The 17,789-nt window shown below is 51.2% G+C and carries 22 protein-coding genes; 14 read left to right on the top strand and 8 right to left on the bottom strand.

Features of this window, described 5'->3' with window-relative positions:
* Positions 1-50: 50 nt before the first annotated feature.
* Positions 51-1,154: a cell division protein ZapE gene (gene zapE / locus L6J37_RS06835; RefSeq protein WP_237794622.1), complete on the bottom strand. Its 1,104-nt coding sequence runs from the start codon at positions 1,152-1,154 to the stop codon at positions 51-53.
* Between the two features lie 209 nt (positions 1,155-1,363).
* Between zapE and zapG the strand changes: the two genes are divergently transcribed.
* The 3 genes from zapG (at position 1,364) to degS (ending at position 4,481) form a co-directional block, all read left to right on the top strand.
* The gene (gene zapG / locus L6J37_RS06830; RefSeq protein WP_192015835.1) at positions 1,364-1,801 is read left to right on the top strand and encodes a Z-ring associated protein ZapG; all 438 of its coding nucleotides are present in this window, start codon (positions 1,364-1,366) and stop codon (positions 1,799-1,801) included.
* 83 nt (positions 1,802-1,884) lie between these two features.
* The gene (locus L6J37_RS06825; RefSeq protein WP_303457607.1) at positions 1,885-3,255 is read left to right on the top strand and encodes a Do family serine endopeptidase; all 1,371 of its coding nucleotides are present in this window, start codon (positions 1,885-1,887) and stop codon (positions 3,253-3,255) included.
* Positions 3,256-3,416: 161 nt separating this feature from the next.
* Positions 3,417-4,481, top strand: a complete 1,065-nt coding sequence (gene degS, locus L6J37_RS06820; RefSeq protein WP_192015837.1) for an outer membrane-stress sensor serine endopeptidase DegS — start codon at positions 3,417-3,419, stop codon at positions 4,479-4,481.
* 148 nt (positions 4,482-4,629) lie between these two features.
* Here the strand turns inward: degS and murA are convergent, their stop codons facing one another.
* Genes murA through mlaF form a run of 7 tightly spaced genes read right to left on the bottom strand, consistent with a single transcriptional unit; the run spans position 4,630 to position 9,274 of the window.
* Positions 4,630-5,886, bottom strand: a complete 1,257-nt coding sequence (murA, locus tag L6J37_RS06815; protein WP_192015838.1) for a UDP-N-acetylglucosamine 1-carboxyvinyltransferase — start codon at positions 5,884-5,886, stop codon at positions 4,630-4,632.
* Between the two features lie 10 nt (positions 5,887-5,896).
* Positions 5,897-6,151 carry a BolA family iron metabolism protein IbaG gene (ibaG, locus tag L6J37_RS06810; protein ID WP_027253701.1) on the bottom strand — a complete coding sequence of 85 codons (255 nt, stop codon included), beginning with the start codon at positions 6,149-6,151 and terminating at the stop codon, positions 5,897-5,899.
* Between the two features lie 26 nt (positions 6,152-6,177).
* Positions 6,178-6,489 carry an STAS domain-containing protein gene (locus L6J37_RS06805; RefSeq protein ID WP_237794620.1) on the bottom strand — a complete coding sequence of 104 codons (312 nt, stop codon included), beginning with the start codon at positions 6,487-6,489 and terminating at the stop codon, positions 6,178-6,180.
* 2 nt (positions 6,490-6,491) lie between these two features.
* Positions 6,492-7,127: a phospholipid-binding protein MlaC gene (gene mlaC, locus L6J37_RS06800; protein ID WP_237794618.1), complete on the bottom strand. Its 636-nt coding sequence runs from the start codon at positions 7,125-7,127 to the stop codon at positions 6,492-6,494.
* Positions 7,128-7,138: 11 nt separating this feature from the next.
* Entirely contained in the window at positions 7,139-7,618 is a 480-nt protein-coding gene (gene mlaD, locus L6J37_RS06795) for an outer membrane lipid asymmetry maintenance protein MlaD (protein WP_218384347.1), read from the bottom strand.
* Between the two features lie 2 nt (positions 7,619-7,620).
* Positions 7,621-8,403 (bottom strand): lipid asymmetry maintenance ABC transporter permease subunit MlaE, encoded by a 783-nt coding sequence (mlaE, locus tag L6J37_RS06790; RefSeq protein WP_046220587.1) that lies wholly within the window; start codon positions 8,401-8,403, stop codon positions 7,621-7,623.
* Positions 8,404-8,461: 58 nt separating this feature from the next.
* On the bottom strand, positions 8,462-9,274 hold the full coding sequence (gene mlaF, locus L6J37_RS06785; protein WP_218384349.1) for a phospholipid ABC transporter ATP-binding protein MlaF: 813 nt from the start codon (positions 9,272-9,274) through the stop codon (positions 8,462-8,464).
* 419 nt (positions 9,275-9,693) lie between these two features.
* Between mlaF and L6J37_RS06780 the strand changes: the two genes are divergently transcribed.
* From L6J37_RS06780 to L6J37_RS06730, 11 genes are all read left to right on the top strand, one after another.
* Complete coding sequence (locus tag L6J37_RS06780; RefSeq protein ID WP_237794617.1) at positions 9,694-10,662, top strand: calcium/sodium antiporter; 969 nt, start codon at positions 9,694-9,696, stop codon at positions 10,660-10,662.
* A 14-nt stretch (positions 10,663-10,676) separates the two neighbouring features.
* The gene (gene kdsD / locus L6J37_RS06775; protein ID WP_192015844.1) at positions 10,677-11,648 is read left to right on the top strand and encodes an arabinose-5-phosphate isomerase KdsD; all 972 of its coding nucleotides are present in this window, start codon (positions 10,677-10,679) and stop codon (positions 11,646-11,648) included.
* Positions 11,648-12,208 carry a 3-deoxy-manno-octulosonate-8-phosphatase KdsC gene (kdsC, locus tag L6J37_RS06770; protein WP_192015845.1) on the top strand — a complete coding sequence of 187 codons (561 nt, stop codon included), beginning with the start codon at positions 11,648-11,650 and terminating at the stop codon, positions 12,206-12,208. The genes kdsD and kdsC overlap by 1 nt, the downstream gene beginning before the upstream one ends.
* Entirely contained in the window at positions 12,205-12,768 is a 564-nt protein-coding gene (lptC, locus tag L6J37_RS06765; RefSeq protein WP_192015846.1) for an LPS export ABC transporter periplasmic protein LptC, read from the top strand. Before kdsC ends, lptC begins: the two co-directional genes overlap by 4 nt.
* Entirely contained in the window at positions 12,749-13,249 is a 501-nt protein-coding gene (gene lptA / locus L6J37_RS06760; RefSeq protein WP_192015847.1) for a lipopolysaccharide transport periplasmic protein LptA, read from the top strand. Before lptC ends, lptA begins: the two co-directional genes overlap by 20 nt.
* A gap of 12 nt (positions 13,250-13,261) precedes the next feature.
* Positions 13,262-13,987 (top strand): LPS export ABC transporter ATP-binding protein, encoded by a 726-nt coding sequence (gene lptB, locus L6J37_RS06755; RefSeq protein ID WP_027253712.1) that lies wholly within the window; start codon positions 13,262-13,264, stop codon positions 13,985-13,987.
* A 121-nt stretch (positions 13,988-14,108) separates the two neighbouring features.
* Positions 14,109-15,593 (top strand): RNA polymerase factor sigma-54, encoded by a 1,485-nt coding sequence (rpoN, locus tag L6J37_RS06750; protein WP_192015848.1) that lies wholly within the window; start codon positions 14,109-14,111, stop codon positions 15,591-15,593.
* Positions 15,594-15,621: 28 nt separating this feature from the next.
* Complete coding sequence (gene hpf / locus L6J37_RS06745; RefSeq protein ID WP_027253714.1) at positions 15,622-15,909, top strand: ribosome hibernation promoting factor; 288 nt, start codon at positions 15,622-15,624, stop codon at positions 15,907-15,909.
* 1 nt (position 15,910) lies between these two features.
* A complete protein-coding gene (ptsN, locus tag L6J37_RS06740; RefSeq protein ID WP_192015849.1) occupies positions 15,911-16,363 on the top strand; it encodes a PTS IIA-like nitrogen regulatory protein PtsN in 453 nt (150 codons plus the stop codon).
* A gap of 22 nt (positions 16,364-16,385) precedes the next feature.
* Complete coding sequence (gene rapZ / locus L6J37_RS06735; RefSeq protein ID WP_192015850.1) at positions 16,386-17,249, top strand: RNase adapter RapZ; 864 nt, start codon at positions 16,386-16,388, stop codon at positions 17,247-17,249.
* A 2-nt stretch (positions 17,250-17,251) separates the two neighbouring features.
* A complete protein-coding gene (locus L6J37_RS06730) occupies positions 17,252-17,527 on the top strand; it encodes an HPr family phosphocarrier protein (protein ID WP_192015851.1) in 276 nt (91 codons plus the stop codon).
* Positions 17,528-17,789: the final 262 nt, after the last annotated feature.

The raw sequence follows: 17,789 nt of genomic DNA, 5'->3' as shown, positions 1-17,789 counted from the left end.
TTTTTTTCCAAAAAAGTTCAGCTAATTTTCCAGCTAAAATAGCGCTCCCTTTAAGCCAGATGCGGCCTGGCCAGATATTCATGGCTCTGCATTTCAATCAGGCGCGAGCAACACCGCTTAAATTCAAAGTTCAGGCGACCGGATTGATACAGCTTGTCCATTTCTGCTTCCGCCGAAATGATCAGCTTGACATGACGCTCGTAAAACTCATCGACCATGGCAATAAAACGGCGGGCAGCGTCATCGTCTTTTTCGGTCAGCACAGGTACGTCAGACAAAAGAACGCTGTGATAAGTATGCGCGATATCCATATAGTCTGACTGACTACGCGCCCCGCGGCACAGCGCATCAAAGGTAAAATGCACCACCCCTTCCGCTTCATGGCGGGTGGCAATCGGCCTGTCATTGATCAGTATGTCCTGCCCCTCATGCCGGGGATCAGCGGACAACTGCATGAAATAGCGGTGCATATTCTCTTCTGCGCTGGCATCGAGCGGCCAGTGGTATATTTCAGCCTGCTCCAGTGTCCGTAGACGGTAGTCGACACCCGAATCTACATTCACCACCTCACAGTGTTCTTGAATTAACGCAATAGCAGGCAGGAAACGCGCACGCTGCAGGCCATTTCGGTACAGTTGATCCGGCGGGATATTCGAGGTGGCCACCAGGGTAATACCGCGGCGGAACAGGGCCTCGAACAAGGTGCCCAATATCATGGCATCGGTAATGTCTGACACAAAAAACTCATCAAAGCAGATGATGTCTGCGTCCTGCTTAAACCTGTCCGCCACTCTTTCCAGCGGATCGCTCTGGCTGCCAAGCGACTGCATTTCTTTATGGACGCGGTGCATAAAACGGTGAAAATGCATCCGCATTTTTCGTTCAGTCGGCAGGCAGTCGAAAAAGGTGTCAACCAGGTAGGTTTTGCCACGCCCGACGCCTCCCCAGAAGTACAAGCCTTTGACCGGTTTAACCGGTTCAGCGGCCTGGCGCTTGAACAGCCGGCTCACCAGAGAAGGTTTTACTGGCTCTGGTTGCGGAGCCTGCATGCGATGATAAAGATCATTAAGGTGATAAACTGCCATTGCCTGGGCAGCGTCAGGCAAAAAGCCCGGTTTTTTCAGATCTTCTTGATAGCGTTGTTCGGGAGTCATCCTCATCCTGCTCAGTCACCGATAGCCGTGCACCCGGTGACAAATTTGCCGGACTCACAGCTTCTAATATGTCCATCTTTGGTCGTAGATAGTACCACGACACTTCATGTGCATGTATAGTAACTAGATAACCACCCAATAAGCACATAACGCTTTTGAAATAACAAAACAGGTCAACCTGTTGTACTCACAGTCACAAGGAGTTTTTCATGGCTTGGATCTACGCGATTTTGATTTTCGCAGCCGGCGCGCTGGTCGGTGCCTTTGCCGCCCGTTTGGGGAACAAAAACCTGAAACAACAGAAAGAATTACAAAAAGAGCTCGATAAAACCAAATACCAACTGGAGCAGTATCGCCAGGAATTGGTTGATCATTTCGCCCGCAGCTCTGACCTGCTGGACAATCTGGCAAAAGATTACAGTAAATTGTACGAGCACATGGCAAAAACCTCCGCAGAGCTGATGCCAAATCTGCCGGAACAGGATAACCCCTTCTCTCAGCGTATCAGCACACTCACTCCTATCGCTGATGAGCCAGAAACCGAAACACCAGAGCTGGACACGCATCAGCCTCGGGATTATGCCAACGGCGCATCCGGCCTGTTGCGAGCTGAACAGAAGCAGGCAGAAGCAGCCAAAGCCAGTTAAGAATTGTTACAAATTTGACATTTATTGGAACTTTGCTCCGGTTTACAAGTCACAAATAGCACTTGTTAAACCGGAGTTGAGTAATGATGAAAAAACCTTTACTTGTAATGACTGCGCTGGCGTTAAGTATTAGCGCAGTGATGTCCCCAATCACTGCTTCCGCTGCGCTTCCTTTGGCTGTTAATGATCAGCAACTTCCCAGCCTTGCCCCCATGCTGGAACAAGTGACTCCTGCTGTGGTCAGTATCGCAGTAGAAGGCAAGCATGTTGCCAAGCAAAGAGTTCCCGAAGCATTCCGCTATTTCTTCGGCCCTGACTTCCCCAGCGAACAGGTTCAGGAGCGTCCATTCCGCGGCTTGGGATCCGGGGTCATTATTGATGCAGATAAAGGCTATGTAGTTACCAACCACCATGTCATTGATGGCGCAGATAAAATCCTGGTTCAGCTGCATGACGGTCGCGAACTCAAAGCCGAGCTGATAGGCAGTGACGGCATGTCAGACATTGCCTTGCTGCGCCTGGACAACACCAAAAACCTGAAAGCCATTAACGTTGCCGACTCGGATCAACTGCGCGTCGGTGATTTCACCGTGGCCATTGGCAACCCGTTCGGGCTGGGCCAGACAGTCACTTCAGGGATTGTTTCAGCGCTGGGCCGCAGCGGACTGAACATCGAAAATTTCGAAAACTTTATTCAAACCGATGCCGCCATTAACAGCGGTAACTCGGGGGGGGCGTTAGTCAACCTTAATGGTGAGCTCATCGGTATCAATACCGCGATTCTGGGCCCCAACGGCGGTAACGTCGGTATTGGTTTTGCCATTCCGGCCAATATGGTGAAAAACCTGACCAGCCAGATTCTGGAATTTGGCAAAGTGAAACGAGGCGTGCTGGGCGTTCAGGGCGGTGAGCTGACATCAGAACTGGCTGAAGCCTTTGGTTACGAAACCAATCACGGTGCCTTCGTCAATCAGGTCATGCCCGGCTCCGCGGCTGAGAAAGCCGGCCTGAAAGCGGGTGACATCATAGTGTCAGTCAACGACAAAGAAATTCGCACCTTCAGCGAATTACGCGCCAAAATCGCCACGCTCGGCGCTGGTAAAGACGTCAACTTAGGCGTACTGCGTGACGGAAAAGAGAAAGAGTTCAACGTCACCTTACAAGAAGCCGAGATGAGCAACCTCAAGGCCGATCACCTGCATGAAAGCCTGGCCGGTGCCGAATTCAGTAACACCACGGCTGACGACAACACCAAAGGGGTGAAAGTCACCAAAATAGATCCACAGTCACTGGCGGCCCGCTATGGACTGAAAGAAGGTGACATCATTATCGGTCTCAACCGCCAGCCTATCGGTAATCTTGGGCAGCTGCGCAAAGCCCTCGATAGTAAGCCTTCCGTGCTGGCGCTGGAAATCAGACGAGGCAATAACGAGCTTTACCTCATTATCCGCTGACGCAATCTGGTCCGGGCAATTGCCCGGACTGTTTTTCCTGCGGCATTTCTGTCATCTCCTTCCCGCTTCGACTTGTTGATAACTGGATGTAAATGCTATTCTCAATCGGTTTTTAACCTTTTGCTTTAATGGTAAAGCTTGAGCCAATCAGGGGAGCATCAATGCTGGCATTTTTAAGTCGATCCGCCTTAATGGGCGTGCTGACGGCTGGAGTCTTGCTACTTGCTTTCCCCAGTCTGCGCAGCCAGATGTTTTCTCCGGATGCCGCTCTCAATGGCCAGCCTGATGTTCCGCAGCAGATTTCCTTCAGTTATGCCGTCCGCCGTGCCTCCCCTGCTGTCGTTAATATCTATAACCGCCGCTACAATGCTGAAGACCGCCTGCAATTGAGTACTCAGGGCCTTGGATCTGGCGTTATCATGAGTGATAAAGGCTATATAGTGACCAACTATCACGTGGTTGCCGAAGCGGATCAGGTGATCGTGGCACTGCAGGATAGCCGCATTTTTACGGCCCAGCTGATTGGTAAAGACAGACGCACCGATATCGCGGTATTAAAAATCCAGGCCGAAAATCTGCCTGTCATTCCACTAAACCCGGATTATCCCCCTGCTGTGGGCGACGTGGTTCTGGCCATCGGTAACCCCTATAATCTGGGACAGACCACCACCTACGGGATCATATCTGCCACCGGTCGCTCCGGCATGAGTTTCTATGGCCGGCAGGATTTTCTCCAGACCGATGCAGCGATCAACGAAGGCAACTCAGGTGGCGCACTGGTCAACACCCGTGGCGAGCTGGTCGGTATCAACACCGCTTCTTTTCAGCAGGCGACTGACATTGAAACCTACGGTATTTCCTTTGCCATTCCCTATCAGCTCACACAAAAGATCATGAATAAACTCATCGCAGATGGTCGGGTGATCCGTGGCTATATCGGTATTGATGGCCGCGAAATCAATCCGGTTATGGCTCGATTGTATGATGCGGAGCAGGTAAGAGGGATCATAGTGATGGGCATGGATCCTGATGGTCCGGCGTCCAAAGCGGGCTTTAAGGTTCAGGACATCCTAGTCGAGATTGACGGCAAGCCGGTTACCGATATGCGCAATGTGCTGGATATAGTCACAGAGCTGCGCCCTGGCACCTACGTCGATATGACGGTGCTACGCAACGGTAAACCTAAGAAGTTAACTGTGCTGATTGGCGATGAGCCGGACAGATAAGCAGAAAGCAGAAAGCAGAAAGCAGAAAGCAGAAAGCAGAAAGCAGAAAGCAGAAAGCAGAAAGCAGAAAAAGAATAGCGAGATAGGATCAGTAGACAATGTCCAGACACTGAAAGCAGTGACTGGACATCCAGATTACTTTGGCAGCTTACTCGCTGAAGCGCTCAATCTTCATTCCCAGACCACGCAGCTTCTCTTCGATATGCTCGTAGCCACGGTCAATGTGATAAATACGATCAACAATCGTCTCACCTTTGGCAATGTTACCGGCGATGACCAGGCTGGCTGAGGCGCGCAGATCGGTTGCCATCACCTGAGCACCGCTCAGGCCGTCAGTATCACCACAAATCACAGTGTTACCTTCGATTTCAGCATGCGCGCCCATGCGGATGAGCTCAGGAATGTGCATGAAACGGTTCTCAAAGATCGTTTCGGTAATGATGCCGGTACCTTTGGCGACCAGATTCAGCAAAGAAAACTGTGCCTGCATATCGGTCGGGAAACCAGGGTGTGGCGCAGTGCGGATATTGACTGCGGTCAGCTCGCGACCCGTCATGTCCAGACTGATCCAATCGTCACCGGTCTCAATCAGGGCACCGGATTCTTCCAGCTTCGCCAGGGCGGCTTCGAGTAGCGAAGGACGGGTGTTACGACACACCACTTTTCCGCCAGAAATAGCCGCAGCGACCAGGAAGGTACCGGTTTCAATGCGATCCGGCAGCACTTCATGATAACCACCGCCCAGACGCTCAACACCTTCGATAACTATCGTATCTGTACCGGCACCCGAGATTTTTGCACCCAGAGTATTGAGGAAATCGGCAGTATCGACAATTTCCGGTTCACGGGCGGCATTCTCAATTACGGTTTTGCCTTGTGCCAGCGTCGCCGCCGACATGATGGTCACAGTCGCACCAACGCTGACTTTATCCATCACTATGCGGGCGCCTTGCAGGCGGCCAGCCACTTCGGCTTTCACATAACCTTCTTCCAGGGTGATAGTTGCCCCCAGTTGTTCCAGGCCATGAATGTGCAAATCAACCGGACGGGCACCGATAGCGCAACCACCTGGCAGCGACACCTGGCCCTTACCGAAGCGGGCAACCAGAGGCCCGAGCGCCCAAATTGAAGCACGCATGGTTTTCACCAGATCGTAAGGGGCACAATATTCATTGATATTGCTGGCATCGACATACACAGAGCCATTGCGCTCCACTTTTGCGCCTAAACGGCTCAGCAGTTCCATGGTGGTGTCAATATCACGCAACTTTGGAACATTGCCGACTTCTACCGGCTCTTCTGCCAGCAGTGAGGCAAACAAAATTGGCAGGGCAGCATTTTTTGCGCCCGAAATCGCGACTTCACCGCGGAGTGGGCCATTGCCCTGAATTCGAAACTTCTGCATTGGTTATCTCTTACAAAGACATCAGCTTCTTGTCACGCGCCCACTCTTCAGGAGTGTAGGCTTTGATTGACAAGGCATGAATGGCATTACTGGCAATATGCGACATCAAAGGTGCATAGACTGCCTGCTGTTTTTTCACACGGCTCATACCGTCAAACATTGCACCGACAGCAATCACCTGATAGTGGCTGCCTTCGCCATTCACTATGACTTCATCCAGCTCCAACGCATTTTCAAGAATTTGTTTAATTTCAGATATTTCCACAAGCTATCCTCTACTTGAGCTGTTGATCATTCCATACAGGCAGCCAGCACAGTGTCGACATGACTAAGGCGGAGCAGGGTTAACAATTGTTGCGGCACGCCTTGCAGCACCAGATGACGTCCTGCCTGAGTGAGTTCCCGATGCAAGTGCAGCAGCATAACCATACCCGCAGAATCTACCCGAGTCAGGTCAGACAGTTCGATCGTGACCTTAGCATCTTGTGGCATCCATTCACGTCTTTGCTGCCAAAAGGCTGGCACTGTGTCACGTTCCAGCACTCCTGACAAGCGGTAATGGCCATTTTCCTGCACCTGCCAATGGACGGCGGGATTCCCCATGGTCATTTTTCCTCAGGTTTGATTGGCTTAGCCGCCAGAGCACGTAAATCCTGCGTGACCTTGTCGACACCCTGCGTGCGCAGTTGCCCGCTCCATTCACTCTGTTTGGTTGAAATCATACTGACCCCTTCGGCCACCATGTCGTAACCTTGCCATTCATTGGTCTGCTTATTCTTACGCAGTTTGAAATCCAGACGAATAGGCGGACGTTGCGAATCCAGAATATCGACACGGATAGACACGATAGAGCTGCTGGCCGGCACCGACTTAACCGGCTCCATCCGAATCTCCTGATCCGTGTACTGAGTCAGCACCTGAGCATATGAGGCGACCAGATAATCAGTAAATGCATTAACAAAGTTATTGCGCTGCTCTTTGGTTGTCTGCTTCAACTGCGGCCCAAGCACTTTATAAGCGGCATAACGGGTGTTGATATAAGGCAGCAGTTCCTGACGGACTACAGTGCGTAAATAGTCAGGGTTACGCTGAATCTGAGCCTGCTCAGACTTAAGACGGGCAAATGTCTGTTGCGACACGGCCTGCATCATTTTATAGGGGTCGGTTTTATCTACGGTAGCGGCGCTGGCAAAGAGCGGTATACACGCTATCGTAAGGCATAAAATCTTCAAAAATTTCATTGTACTCTTCCTTATTTATCGCCGTCGTTGCCTATGCTGTACAGTACCTGGCCAATCATGTCTTCCAGCACCAGTGCCGATTTGGTGTCTTCGATGAAGTCACCGTCATCCAGCATCACAATACCTTCGTCGATAAAGCCCGGAGACAACCCGAGGTACTGCTCGCCCAGTAAGCCTGATGTAAGAATGGCAGCGGAACTGGTTTCTGGAAAGTAACCGTATTTCTTATCAATAGCGAGTGTCACTACGGGGACATAAGACTCTGTATCCAACGAGATATTACTCACTGTGCCAATGGTCACACCACCCACTTTGACCGGTGAGCGAACTTTCAGTCCGCCAATATTTTCAAACCGCGCTTTCAGGTCGTAAGATTCAGAATTACCGAAGCTTTTAACATCCGCCACTTTAAATACCAGCACCAGCAGCGCCACAATGCCTGCTAATACAAAGCTGCCGACCCAAAGTTCTAGTTGCCTGTTCTGTTGCATGATTAATTCCCAAACATGAGTGCTGTCAGCACAAAATCTAAACCTAATACCGCCAATGAAGAATTCACGACTGTCCGGGTAGTTGCCCGGCTGATACCTTCTGATGTCGGTACGGCATCAAAACCATTAAAAACGGCAATCCAGGTGACGGTGACGGCAAAACACAGCGACTTAATCAGGCTGTTGCCTATGTCATAGCCCAGCTCTACCGATGACTGCATCACAGACCAGAAGCTGCCGTAATCAATACCTTTCCAGTTCACACCCACCAGCTGGCCGCCCCAGATGCCAACAGCAATAAAGAGCATTGTCAGCAGCGGCATGGAAATAACACCCGCCCAGAAACGCGGCGCGACCACACGGCGAAGCGGATCGACAGCCATCATTTCCATGCTGGAAATCTGCTCAGTGGCTTTCATCAAGCCAATTTCAGCAGTTAAGGCCGAGCCGGCCCGGCCGGCAAACAGCAAGGCGGTGACCACAGGCCCCAGCTCCCGCAACAACGACAGTGCCACCATCTGGCCCAGGCTGGTTTCTGCACCAAAATCCACCAGCACAATAAACCCTTGCAGACTCAGTACCATACCGATAAATAAGCCCGATACCATAATGATAGCGACTGAGAGCACCCCAACGGAATAAAGCTGTTTTAACAGCAATGGGAACATTTTGGCAGGTTGCGGTTTACTCACCAGTGCGCCGGATAACAGCAAGGTCGCCCGTCCCATGGTGCGACAACTGGACAGCGTACTCTGGCCCAGCTGCACGATAAAATCCGTTAACATAATATGGAATTACCTTTCTTATTCGCGATAACGCACTGGCTCTTAATAGAGCGCGCGGTTATGACGAGAGCTGACTGAAAAGATCCTGCTCCAGTGCCTGTGCAGGGAATTTGAACGGCACAGGACCGTCAGCGTTTCCATCAAGAAACTGGCGAACTCTCTCATCGGGATTCGCATTGAGCTCATCCGGGGTGCCGCTGCCAATGATTTTGCCACCTGACAACAAATACACATGGTCGGCAATACTCATCACTTCGGGCACATCGTGTGACACAATAACTGAGGTAATACTCAGGGCCTCGTTCAGGCTATGGATCAGCTTGACCAGTACTCCCATGGTAATGGGATCCTGCCCGACAAAAGGTTCGTCATACATGATGAGGTCGGGATCGAGTGCTATCGCCCGCGCCAGCGCAGCGCGACGAGCCATGCCACCGGACAGCTCGTTAGGCATTAAATTAGCCGCTCCCCGTAACCCGACAGCTTCGAGTTTGAGCAGCACTAAAGTACGCAGCAACTCTTCAGGCAGATCTGTGTGCTCACGTAAAGGAAACGCCACATTGTCAAAAACTGTCATGTCGGTAAACAGCGCACCAGACTGAAAGAGCATACTCATCCGCTTACGCGCCCGGTACAAGTCGTTGCGCGACAAGGCTGGGATATTTTTATCATCAAACCAAACCTCCCCCTGATCCGGCATAATCTGTCCACCAATCAGACGAAGCAAGGTCGTTTTACCAATGCCGGACGGCCCCATGATGGCAGTGATCTTGCCTTTCGGCACCTCCAGTGACACATCATCGAAGATTTTGCGTTCACCCCGGGAAAACGTCAGGTTGTTAATTCGAATTAGCGCTTCGGTTGCTGTCATAACCTTCCTAAATACCCTTGCATCAGTGATTCATCCGGAATGCACGTCGATACAAGCATAATTGAATGTAATTAATTAGTTATATTGCATGTGGTTGATCATAGGTAGATTCCCTGACCAACTCAAGGTAATACCTGTCAGCTCGTTGTGATTTTTCGTTCTTGGCCGTTGCCCGAATAGCACAGACCCGTTCAGGTTATGAATCTTGTTTTTTATAACATAAAAGTCCTGAATGAAACCAATCCCGCTGTGTATTCAGTGCCATAAATACACTCACTTTGCATCAGTAGCCTATTTCCCATATAAAGATCACAGCCCCCAAAGCAAATACTCTCGGCTTTTCCTTCCATTTTCGTCAGTGAAACGTCAAAATTACCCCCTTAAAAACCAGCTCATTGAAAAATCTATAAGGGTTTATAATGCTTGAAGCCATCTTGTTACTCGGTATCGGACTTGCGTTACTGGTATGGAGTGCGGATCGACTTGTGTTTGGAGCAGCAGCCTTAGCAAGGAATTTAGGGGTTGCCCCGCTCATTATCGGTATGACCATATTGGCGATGGGCTCTTCCGCCCCGGAAATGATGGTCTCTGCCACTGCCGCACTGGCGGGAAAAACTGACACTGCCGTCGGTAACGTACTGGGTTCAAACATTGCAAATATTGCGTTAATCCTGGGGTTAACCGCCCTTATCAAGCCTTTATCCATCAGTTCCGGCATCATTCGCCGTGAACTCCCGCTGATGATGGTGGTCACACTGATTGCCGGTGTACTGCTGTGGGACAGTTATTTAGGCTTTTTTGAAGGCGTCTTACTGGTTGTTCTGTTTGTTATTTTCATTCTGGCAATGCTGAAGATCAGCCGCAGCGGAAATAATGGCGCTCAAGACATACTGCTGGAAGAGCAGGAATCTGAAATTCCTCAGGGCGTAAGCAATATGGCGGCGTCAGTATGGATTGTGATTGGATTGCTATTACTGCCTTATGCGGCCAACATGCTGGTTGATTCTGCCGTGACTATTGCCAAATACTTCGGCATGAGCGATCTGGTTATCGGCCTGACGATCATTGCCGTCGGTACCAGCCTGCCGGAACTGGCGGCGTCGATTGCCAGCATCCACAAAGGCGAAGACGACATGGCCGTAGGTAACATCATCGGTTCTAATGTCTTCAATATTCTGGCTGTGATGGGGCTGCCTGGCCTGCTCAACCCTTCAGTGATCAGTCCGCTGGCAATGGGGCGTGACTTTTACGTGATGCTGGGTATCTCTGTCCTGCTGGTTCTGATGGCACTGGGCAGACGCCGTCGTATCAACCGCCTGGAAGGCTTGATTCTGATTTTATGCTTTGTCGCCTATCAGAGCTATCTGCTTTATAATATGGCGGCTTAACCGAGAGCGAAACTATGCCTGATTCCTTTGACTACGGCCAGATTGGCCGACGTGTAATTGACATTGAAGCGGAAGCCCTCAAAGGCCTGTCGCAATATATCAATGGCAGTTTCAGCGAAGCCTGTCAGCTCATCAGCCGCTGCCAGGGAAAAGTGATCGTCATGGGGATGGGAAAATCCGGCCATATCGGCTGTAAGATTGCCGCCACCCTTGCCAGCACTGGCACTCCGGCATTTTTTGTCCACCCAGGAGAAGCCAGTCACGGTGATCTGGGCATGCTGGATAAGCGTGATATCGTGCTGGCCATTTCCAATTCCGGTGAAGCCGGTGAAATTCTGACGCTATTGCCTGTGATTAAACGCCAGGGCATTGCTTTAATCAGCATGACAGGCAAACCCGAATCCACCATGGCACGGCTGGCTCAGGTGCATTTGCAAATCACGGTCAATCAGGAAGCCTGCCCGCTGAACCTGGCCCCCACCTCCAGTACCACGGCCACCCTGGCCATGGGGGATGCGCTGGCCATTGCGCTGATGGAAGCGCGCGGTTTTACTGCTGACGATTTTGCTCTCTCTCACCCCGGCGGCGCGCTGGGTCGTAAGTTGCTGCTGCGTATTGCCGATGTGATGCACAGCGGTGAGCGCCTGCCCGTTATCCATCAGGATGCCAGCATAAAAGATGCCCTGCTCGAAGTCTCCCGCCAGGGACTGGGTATGACGGCCATCGTTGACGATAACCAAATGTTAAGCGGCATCTTTACCGATGGTGACCTTCGCCGCTTGCTCGATAAACGCATTGATATCCATCAGACGCGTATAGGTGAAGTCATGTCTGCGAATCCGGCAACCATTTCCTCTCAGGTACTGGCCGCTGAAGGGCTTAAACTGATGGAAGAAAGAAAAATTAACGGCCTGCTGGTTGTCGATGACCAACGGCTGGTAGGTGCTCTGAATATGCATGATCTGCTCAGAGCCGGAGTAATGTAATGACAACAGCAATGCAATCCACCCTGTACGGCCCGGTCCCGCAGCATCTTTTTCAGCAGGCAAAAAACATACGTCTGCTGATCTGCGATGTTGATGGCGTGTTTTCCGATGGCCGTATTTACATGGGTAACAATGGCGAAGAACTGAAAACCTTCCATACCCGGGACGGCTATGGCATCAAATCTCTGATGGCCGCCGGCGTCGACGTCGCCATCATCACAGGTCGCCGCTCGCAGATTGTTGAAAACCGCATGTCGGCACTGGGTATCCAGCATATCTATCAGGGCCAGGACAACAAACTGGCAGCCTATCTGGATATCGTTAATAAACTGGGTATTGCGGCTGAACATACGGCCTATATCGGCGATGACCTCATTGACTGGCCAGTGATGGCCGAAGTAGGGCTGTCCGTTTGCGTCGCCGATGGCCACCCGCTGCTGTCACAGCGTGCCGATCTGACCACCCACATCAAAGGCGGCTATGGCGCGGTACGGGAAGTCTGCGATCTGATACTTGAGGCGCGCGGCGAATTGGATCAGCATAAGGGCCTGAGTATATGACGTTAAACCGGCTATTCTGTGTGGTGCTGGCCATACTGTGTGCATGGACCGGTTACTACCTGCTGCAAAAGCACTGGCAGCAGGACACGCTGACCGCACCCGATAACGAAAAGCCGATCTTTACCGGTACCGGGGTGAAAAATACCTCGTACAACGAAGCGGGTATTCGCAGCTACCGCATCGAATCAGACACGCTGGAGTATTACAACCTCAGTGGTAATACCGAATTCCAGCAACCTGTGATTTGGGTATACAAAGAAGGTACAGAAAGTGAATGGCGCATCAGTGCAAATCACGCCACACTAGATAAAGAACACATTCTGCAGATGTCTGGTAATGTGCGGATCTTCAATCTGTTACCTGACTCCGCCATTAATGCGATAAAAACAGATACACTGCGATTAGATTTAATCAGCAAAGATTTCGACACCCCCGATCCGGTCACTATTACCGGCAGTGCCTTTCAGAATGAAGGTATTGGGATGAAAGGGAACATGGAACGCAGTGTGGCGACCCTGATGAATAATGTGAAAGGTAGATATGAAGCTTTGCAAAATTAGCGCCCTGCTGTGCCTGATAGTCAGCACCTCTGGCTGGGCATTAAGCAACGATACCGAGCAGCCGATATATATCAACTCGGACAGCCAGGAGTTGGACATCCAGAAAAATGTGGTGACCTTTACCGGCAACGTCTCGCTGCGTCAGGGCAGTATTGATATCCGGGCCGACAAAATCATTGTCACGCGCCAGACTCAGAATGGCGATCAGCAAACCATAGATGCCTATGGTTCTCCGGCCACGTTTTATCAGAAGATGGATGACGGCAAACCGATCAACGGCTCTGCCATGCAAATGCGCTATGAAACGGCAAGCGAATTTCTCAAGATGACAGACAAAGCCGTGCTGATTCAGGAAGGCAGCGAAATTAAGGGCAAAACCATCAGTTACAAAATTGATGAGCAGAAGCTGGTGGCAACCAGTGGTGATCAACAGCGCGTGACCACCATACTGCAGCCGAACCAGATCAAACAAAAACAATAAATAAGAGAACGAATGTCAAAGTTAACCGCAACCCATCTGGCGAAAAGCTATAACGGCCGCAAAGTCGTTTCCGATGTCAGCCTGGAAGTGGAATCTGGCAAGATTGTCGGTCTGCTTGGCCCGAACGGTGCCGGCAAAACCACGTCGTTTTATATGATTGTCGGTCTGGTCGCCCGTGATGAAGGCCAGATCACCATTGACGGCCACGACATCAGCCTGCAGCCGATGCATAACCGTGCCCGTATGGGGATTGGCTATCTGCCTCAGGAAGCGTCTATCTTCCGCAAGCTGAGTGTACATGACAACCTGATGGCGGTTTTGCAGACCCGCTCCGATCTGAGCAAAGCCGAACGCCAGGACAAGCTTGAGGAACTGCTGGATGAGTTCCATATTCAGCATATTCGCAACAGTCAGGGCATGGCATTGTCAGGCGGTGAGCGGCGCCGGGTAGAGATAGCCCGCGCACTGGCGGCAAACCCTAAGTTTATTTTGCTGGATGAACCCTTTGCCGGGGTCGATCCCATTTCGGTGATCGACATTAAGAAGATCATCGAACACCTCAGAGATCGCGGTCTTGGCGTGTTAATCACAGACCACAATGTGCGGGAAACACTGGACGTTTGCGAGCACGCATATATCGTCAGCCAGGGACAGCTGATTGCTCACGGTACACCGTCTGATGTTCTCAATGATGAACACGTGAAACGCGTCTATCTGGGAGACCAGTTCCGTCTATAGTTATAGATAAAAGGACACAACCGAGGTAAGCTGCCAAGGCTGGTCGAAGGTTTTGATTCGACTGGTCTAAAGACCCCAAAACAAGCGATTCATACAATAATCACAAGGTGTCTGTACACGCATGAAAACTTCGCTCCAGCTCAAGCTTGGCCAACAATTGGCAATGACGCCGCAACTGCAACAGGCCATTCGTCTGCTGCAACTTTCTACCCTGGATCTGCAACAGGAAATCCAGGAGGCCTTAGATGCCAACCCCCTGCTGGAGCTTGACGAAAGCCACCCGGATGGCGACACCCCGTCATCTGATGCTGAGGACGTTCACACCGACGGCAAAAACGATGCCGCAGAGCAATATGAGGACATCAGCAGCGATTCCTTCGATACCTCAGATGTCATTGAACAAAGGGAAATGCCGGCCGAGCTGCCCGTTGATACCACCTGGGATGATGTCTACAGCGCCGGTACCGGCAGTGCCGGGATTGCACCGGATGACGACATGCCTGTCTATCAGGGCGAAACCACAGAAACCCTGCAGGATTACCTGATGTGGCAGCTGGAGCTGACACCGTTCAGCGACACCGACCGCGCGATTGCTTTTGCCATCATTGATGCCGTTGACGAGAAAGGCTATCTCACCAGCACCTGCGACGATATTCTGGAAAGCATGGGCGATGAAAACGTCGAACTCGATGAAGTCGAAGCCGTCCTCAAACGCGTCCAGCAATTTGATCCTCTGGGCGTGGCGTCACGCGATCTGCGCGAGTGCCTGCTGCTACAACTGGCCACTTACCCGGAAGATACGCCCTGGCTGAGTGAAGCGAAAATGGTGCTGATTGAGCACCTGGATTTACTGGGAAACCGCGACTATCGCCAGCTGATGCGCGACACTAAGCTCAAAGAAGATGAGCTGAAAAATGTCATGGCGCTGATTCACACGCTTGAGCCCCGTCCGGGCAACCGCGTGGTGGCCTCGGAAACCGAGTACGTCATTCCTGACGTTTCTGTGTTCAAAGATAAAGGCAAATGGGTGGTGACTATCAACCCGGACAGTGTGCCGCGCCTTCGCGTCAACGAACAATACGCCGCGATGAGCAAACAAACGCGCAACAGTGCCGACAGCCAGTTTATCCGTAGCCACCTTCAGGATGCTAAATGGCTGATCAAGAGCCTGGAGAGCCGCAATGATACCCTGCTGAAAGTGGCCCGCTGCATTGTTGAACATCAGCAAGATTTTTTTGAATACGGTGAGGAAGCCATGAAGCCTATGGTCCTCAACGATATTGCCCTGGCCGTTGAAATGCACGAATCAACGATCTCCCGGGTGACCACCCAGAAGTTTATGCACACCCCACGCGGTATTTTTGAGTTGAAGTACTTCTTCTCAAGCCATGTCAGTACGGATAACGGCGGAGAATGCTCCTCCACGGCTATTCGCGCGCTGGTGAAGAAATTGGTTGCGGCCGAAAATCAGGCCAAACCCTTGAGTGATAGCAAAATTGCGACATTACTGGCGGATCAAGGCATCATGGTGGCTAGACGCACAATAGCCAAATACCGTGAATCGCTGGGTATCCCGCCGTCAAGCCAAAGAAAGCGCCTGCTCTGATTGCCGGCGATTAAGGAGGAAGATGTCTATGCAAATTAATCTCACTGGTCACCACATTGAAATTACCCCAGCCCTGCGTGAGTATGTGACAACAAAGTTCGATAAGCTGGAACGCTTTTTCGACAAAATTAATAACGTGCATGTTGTTCTGAATGTAGAAAAAATGCAGCAGATTGCCGAGGCAACACTGCACATTAACGCTGGAGAAATCCACGCGAAAGCAGATTCTGAAAATATGTATGCGGCAATTGATCAATTAACTGATAAACTGGTCCGTCAACTGAACAAACATAAAGACAAACTCAATAGTCATTAACATGCAACTGAGTCGAGTATTAAGCTTGGACTGCACCAAGAGTGCAGTCCACTGCTCCAGTAAAAAACGTGCGCTGGAAATCATCAGCGAAATTGCTGGCCAACATTTAAACCAGAACCCTCAACCACTGTTCGAGTGTATGCTCAACCGTGAAAAAATGGGGAGTACAGGTATTGGTAATGGTATTGCCATTCCTCATGGTCGTGTCACCGACAGCGAACAAGCGATTGCGGTGCTGATCCAGTGTCAGCAACCTATCCAGTTCGATGCGATTGACAATCAACCCGTCGATCTGCTTTTTGCGCTTCTGGTGCCCGATGCCCAGTGCAAAGAACACCTGAAGACGCTGTCCGGCATGGCAGAAAAACTCAGCGATAAAGCGGTTCTCAAGCAGCTCAGAGCTGCCAAAAGCGATGAAGAGCTTTACCAGATCATGACCTCAGAGCCGTCATAACAGCCATCAGGAAGGGTTTGTCATGAAATTGATGATAGTCAGCGGCCGCTCAGGCTCAGGTAAATCAGTGGCGCTCAGGGTACTGGAAGATCTCGGCTATTACTGTGTCGATAATCTGCCGGTACATCTGCTTTCTGATCTTATCCAAACCCTGGATCCTCATACCCAGAAAGTGGCGGTCAGTGTTGATGTCCGTAACATGCCGGCCGATCATGACATTACCAGCTCAGCCCTCGAAGCCGTCCGTCAGCAGGCTGATGTCAACCTGCTGTTTCTTGATGCCGATGACAACACCCTGGTCAAACGCTACAGCGAAACCCGGCGATTGCATCCGCTCTCACGGCAGAATATGAGCCTGGAAGAAGCAATTCAGGCCGAAAGCGCCTGGCTGGCAAATCTGAAAGAAGCCGCCGATCTGGTACTGGACACCACTCAGCTGTCTATCCATGATCTCAGTGAAACCGTGCGTGCACGAGTGCTGGGACGCCAAGCCCGCGAACTGGTAATGGTGTTCGAGTCCTTTGGCTTCAAACATGGCTTGCCGACCGATGCGGATTACGTTTTTGATGTCCGTTTCTTACCCAACCCCCACTGGGTACCTGAGCTTAAACCACAAACCGGTCTTGACACTGAAGTGCAGGACTACCTGGCGAGCCACCATGAAGTCAGCCAACTGATTTACCAGATCCGGCACTTTCTTGAAAGCTGGCTGCCTTTGCTTGAAAAAAACAACCGCAGTTACGTCACTGTTGCTATCGGCTGTACCGGCGGTCAGCACCGCTCTGTGTACGTGGCCCAGCAACTGGCTGATTATTTCCGCCAGCGGGGACAACAGGTTCAGATTCGTCACCGCACCCTGGAAAAACAAGGTCACCTGAAGCATTGAGCATGAATACTGTCAGTCGAGAATTATTCATTAAAAACCGCCTTGGTCTGCATGCCAGGGCAGCAATTAAACTGGTCGAACTGGCACAGAGTTTTGACGCTATTATCACTGTCACCAACCAAGACAAGTCCGCAACCGCCGACAGTGTGATGGGATTATTGATGCTGGAGTCTGCACAAGGCCAGAAGATCATCGTCAGCGCCGAAGGGGGCGACGCCAGCGTCGCACTGGAAGCGGTCGCCTCGCTGATCGAAAACGGTTTTGATGAAGACAACTGATACCCGCCCGGGTGCTCAATCGCCAGCCTGCTGAAAGGATCTGCCCCTATCTTGCCTGTATCCGTCCCGATCAACGACAAAACACCCGGCAACCGACGATAAATCACCGTTTTTGTACCTCAGCCTCCCTTTCTTACAGCCAAGTGAAATCTTAGCAAGATCTCAGATCCAGTGAGACAAAGACTGCGCTATTACGTTAATATTCAGCTTATTGCGCCATTTCCCGGCTGCCGCTGTCGCAACAGAGCTGGGTGTATTCACG

Source organism: Photobacterium sp. WH77 (assembly GCF_022014395.1).
GTDB lineage: Bacteria > Pseudomonadota > Gammaproteobacteria > Enterobacterales > Vibrionaceae > Photobacterium > Photobacterium arenosum.
This window is presented reverse-complemented; position numbering and strand designations above follow the sequence as displayed.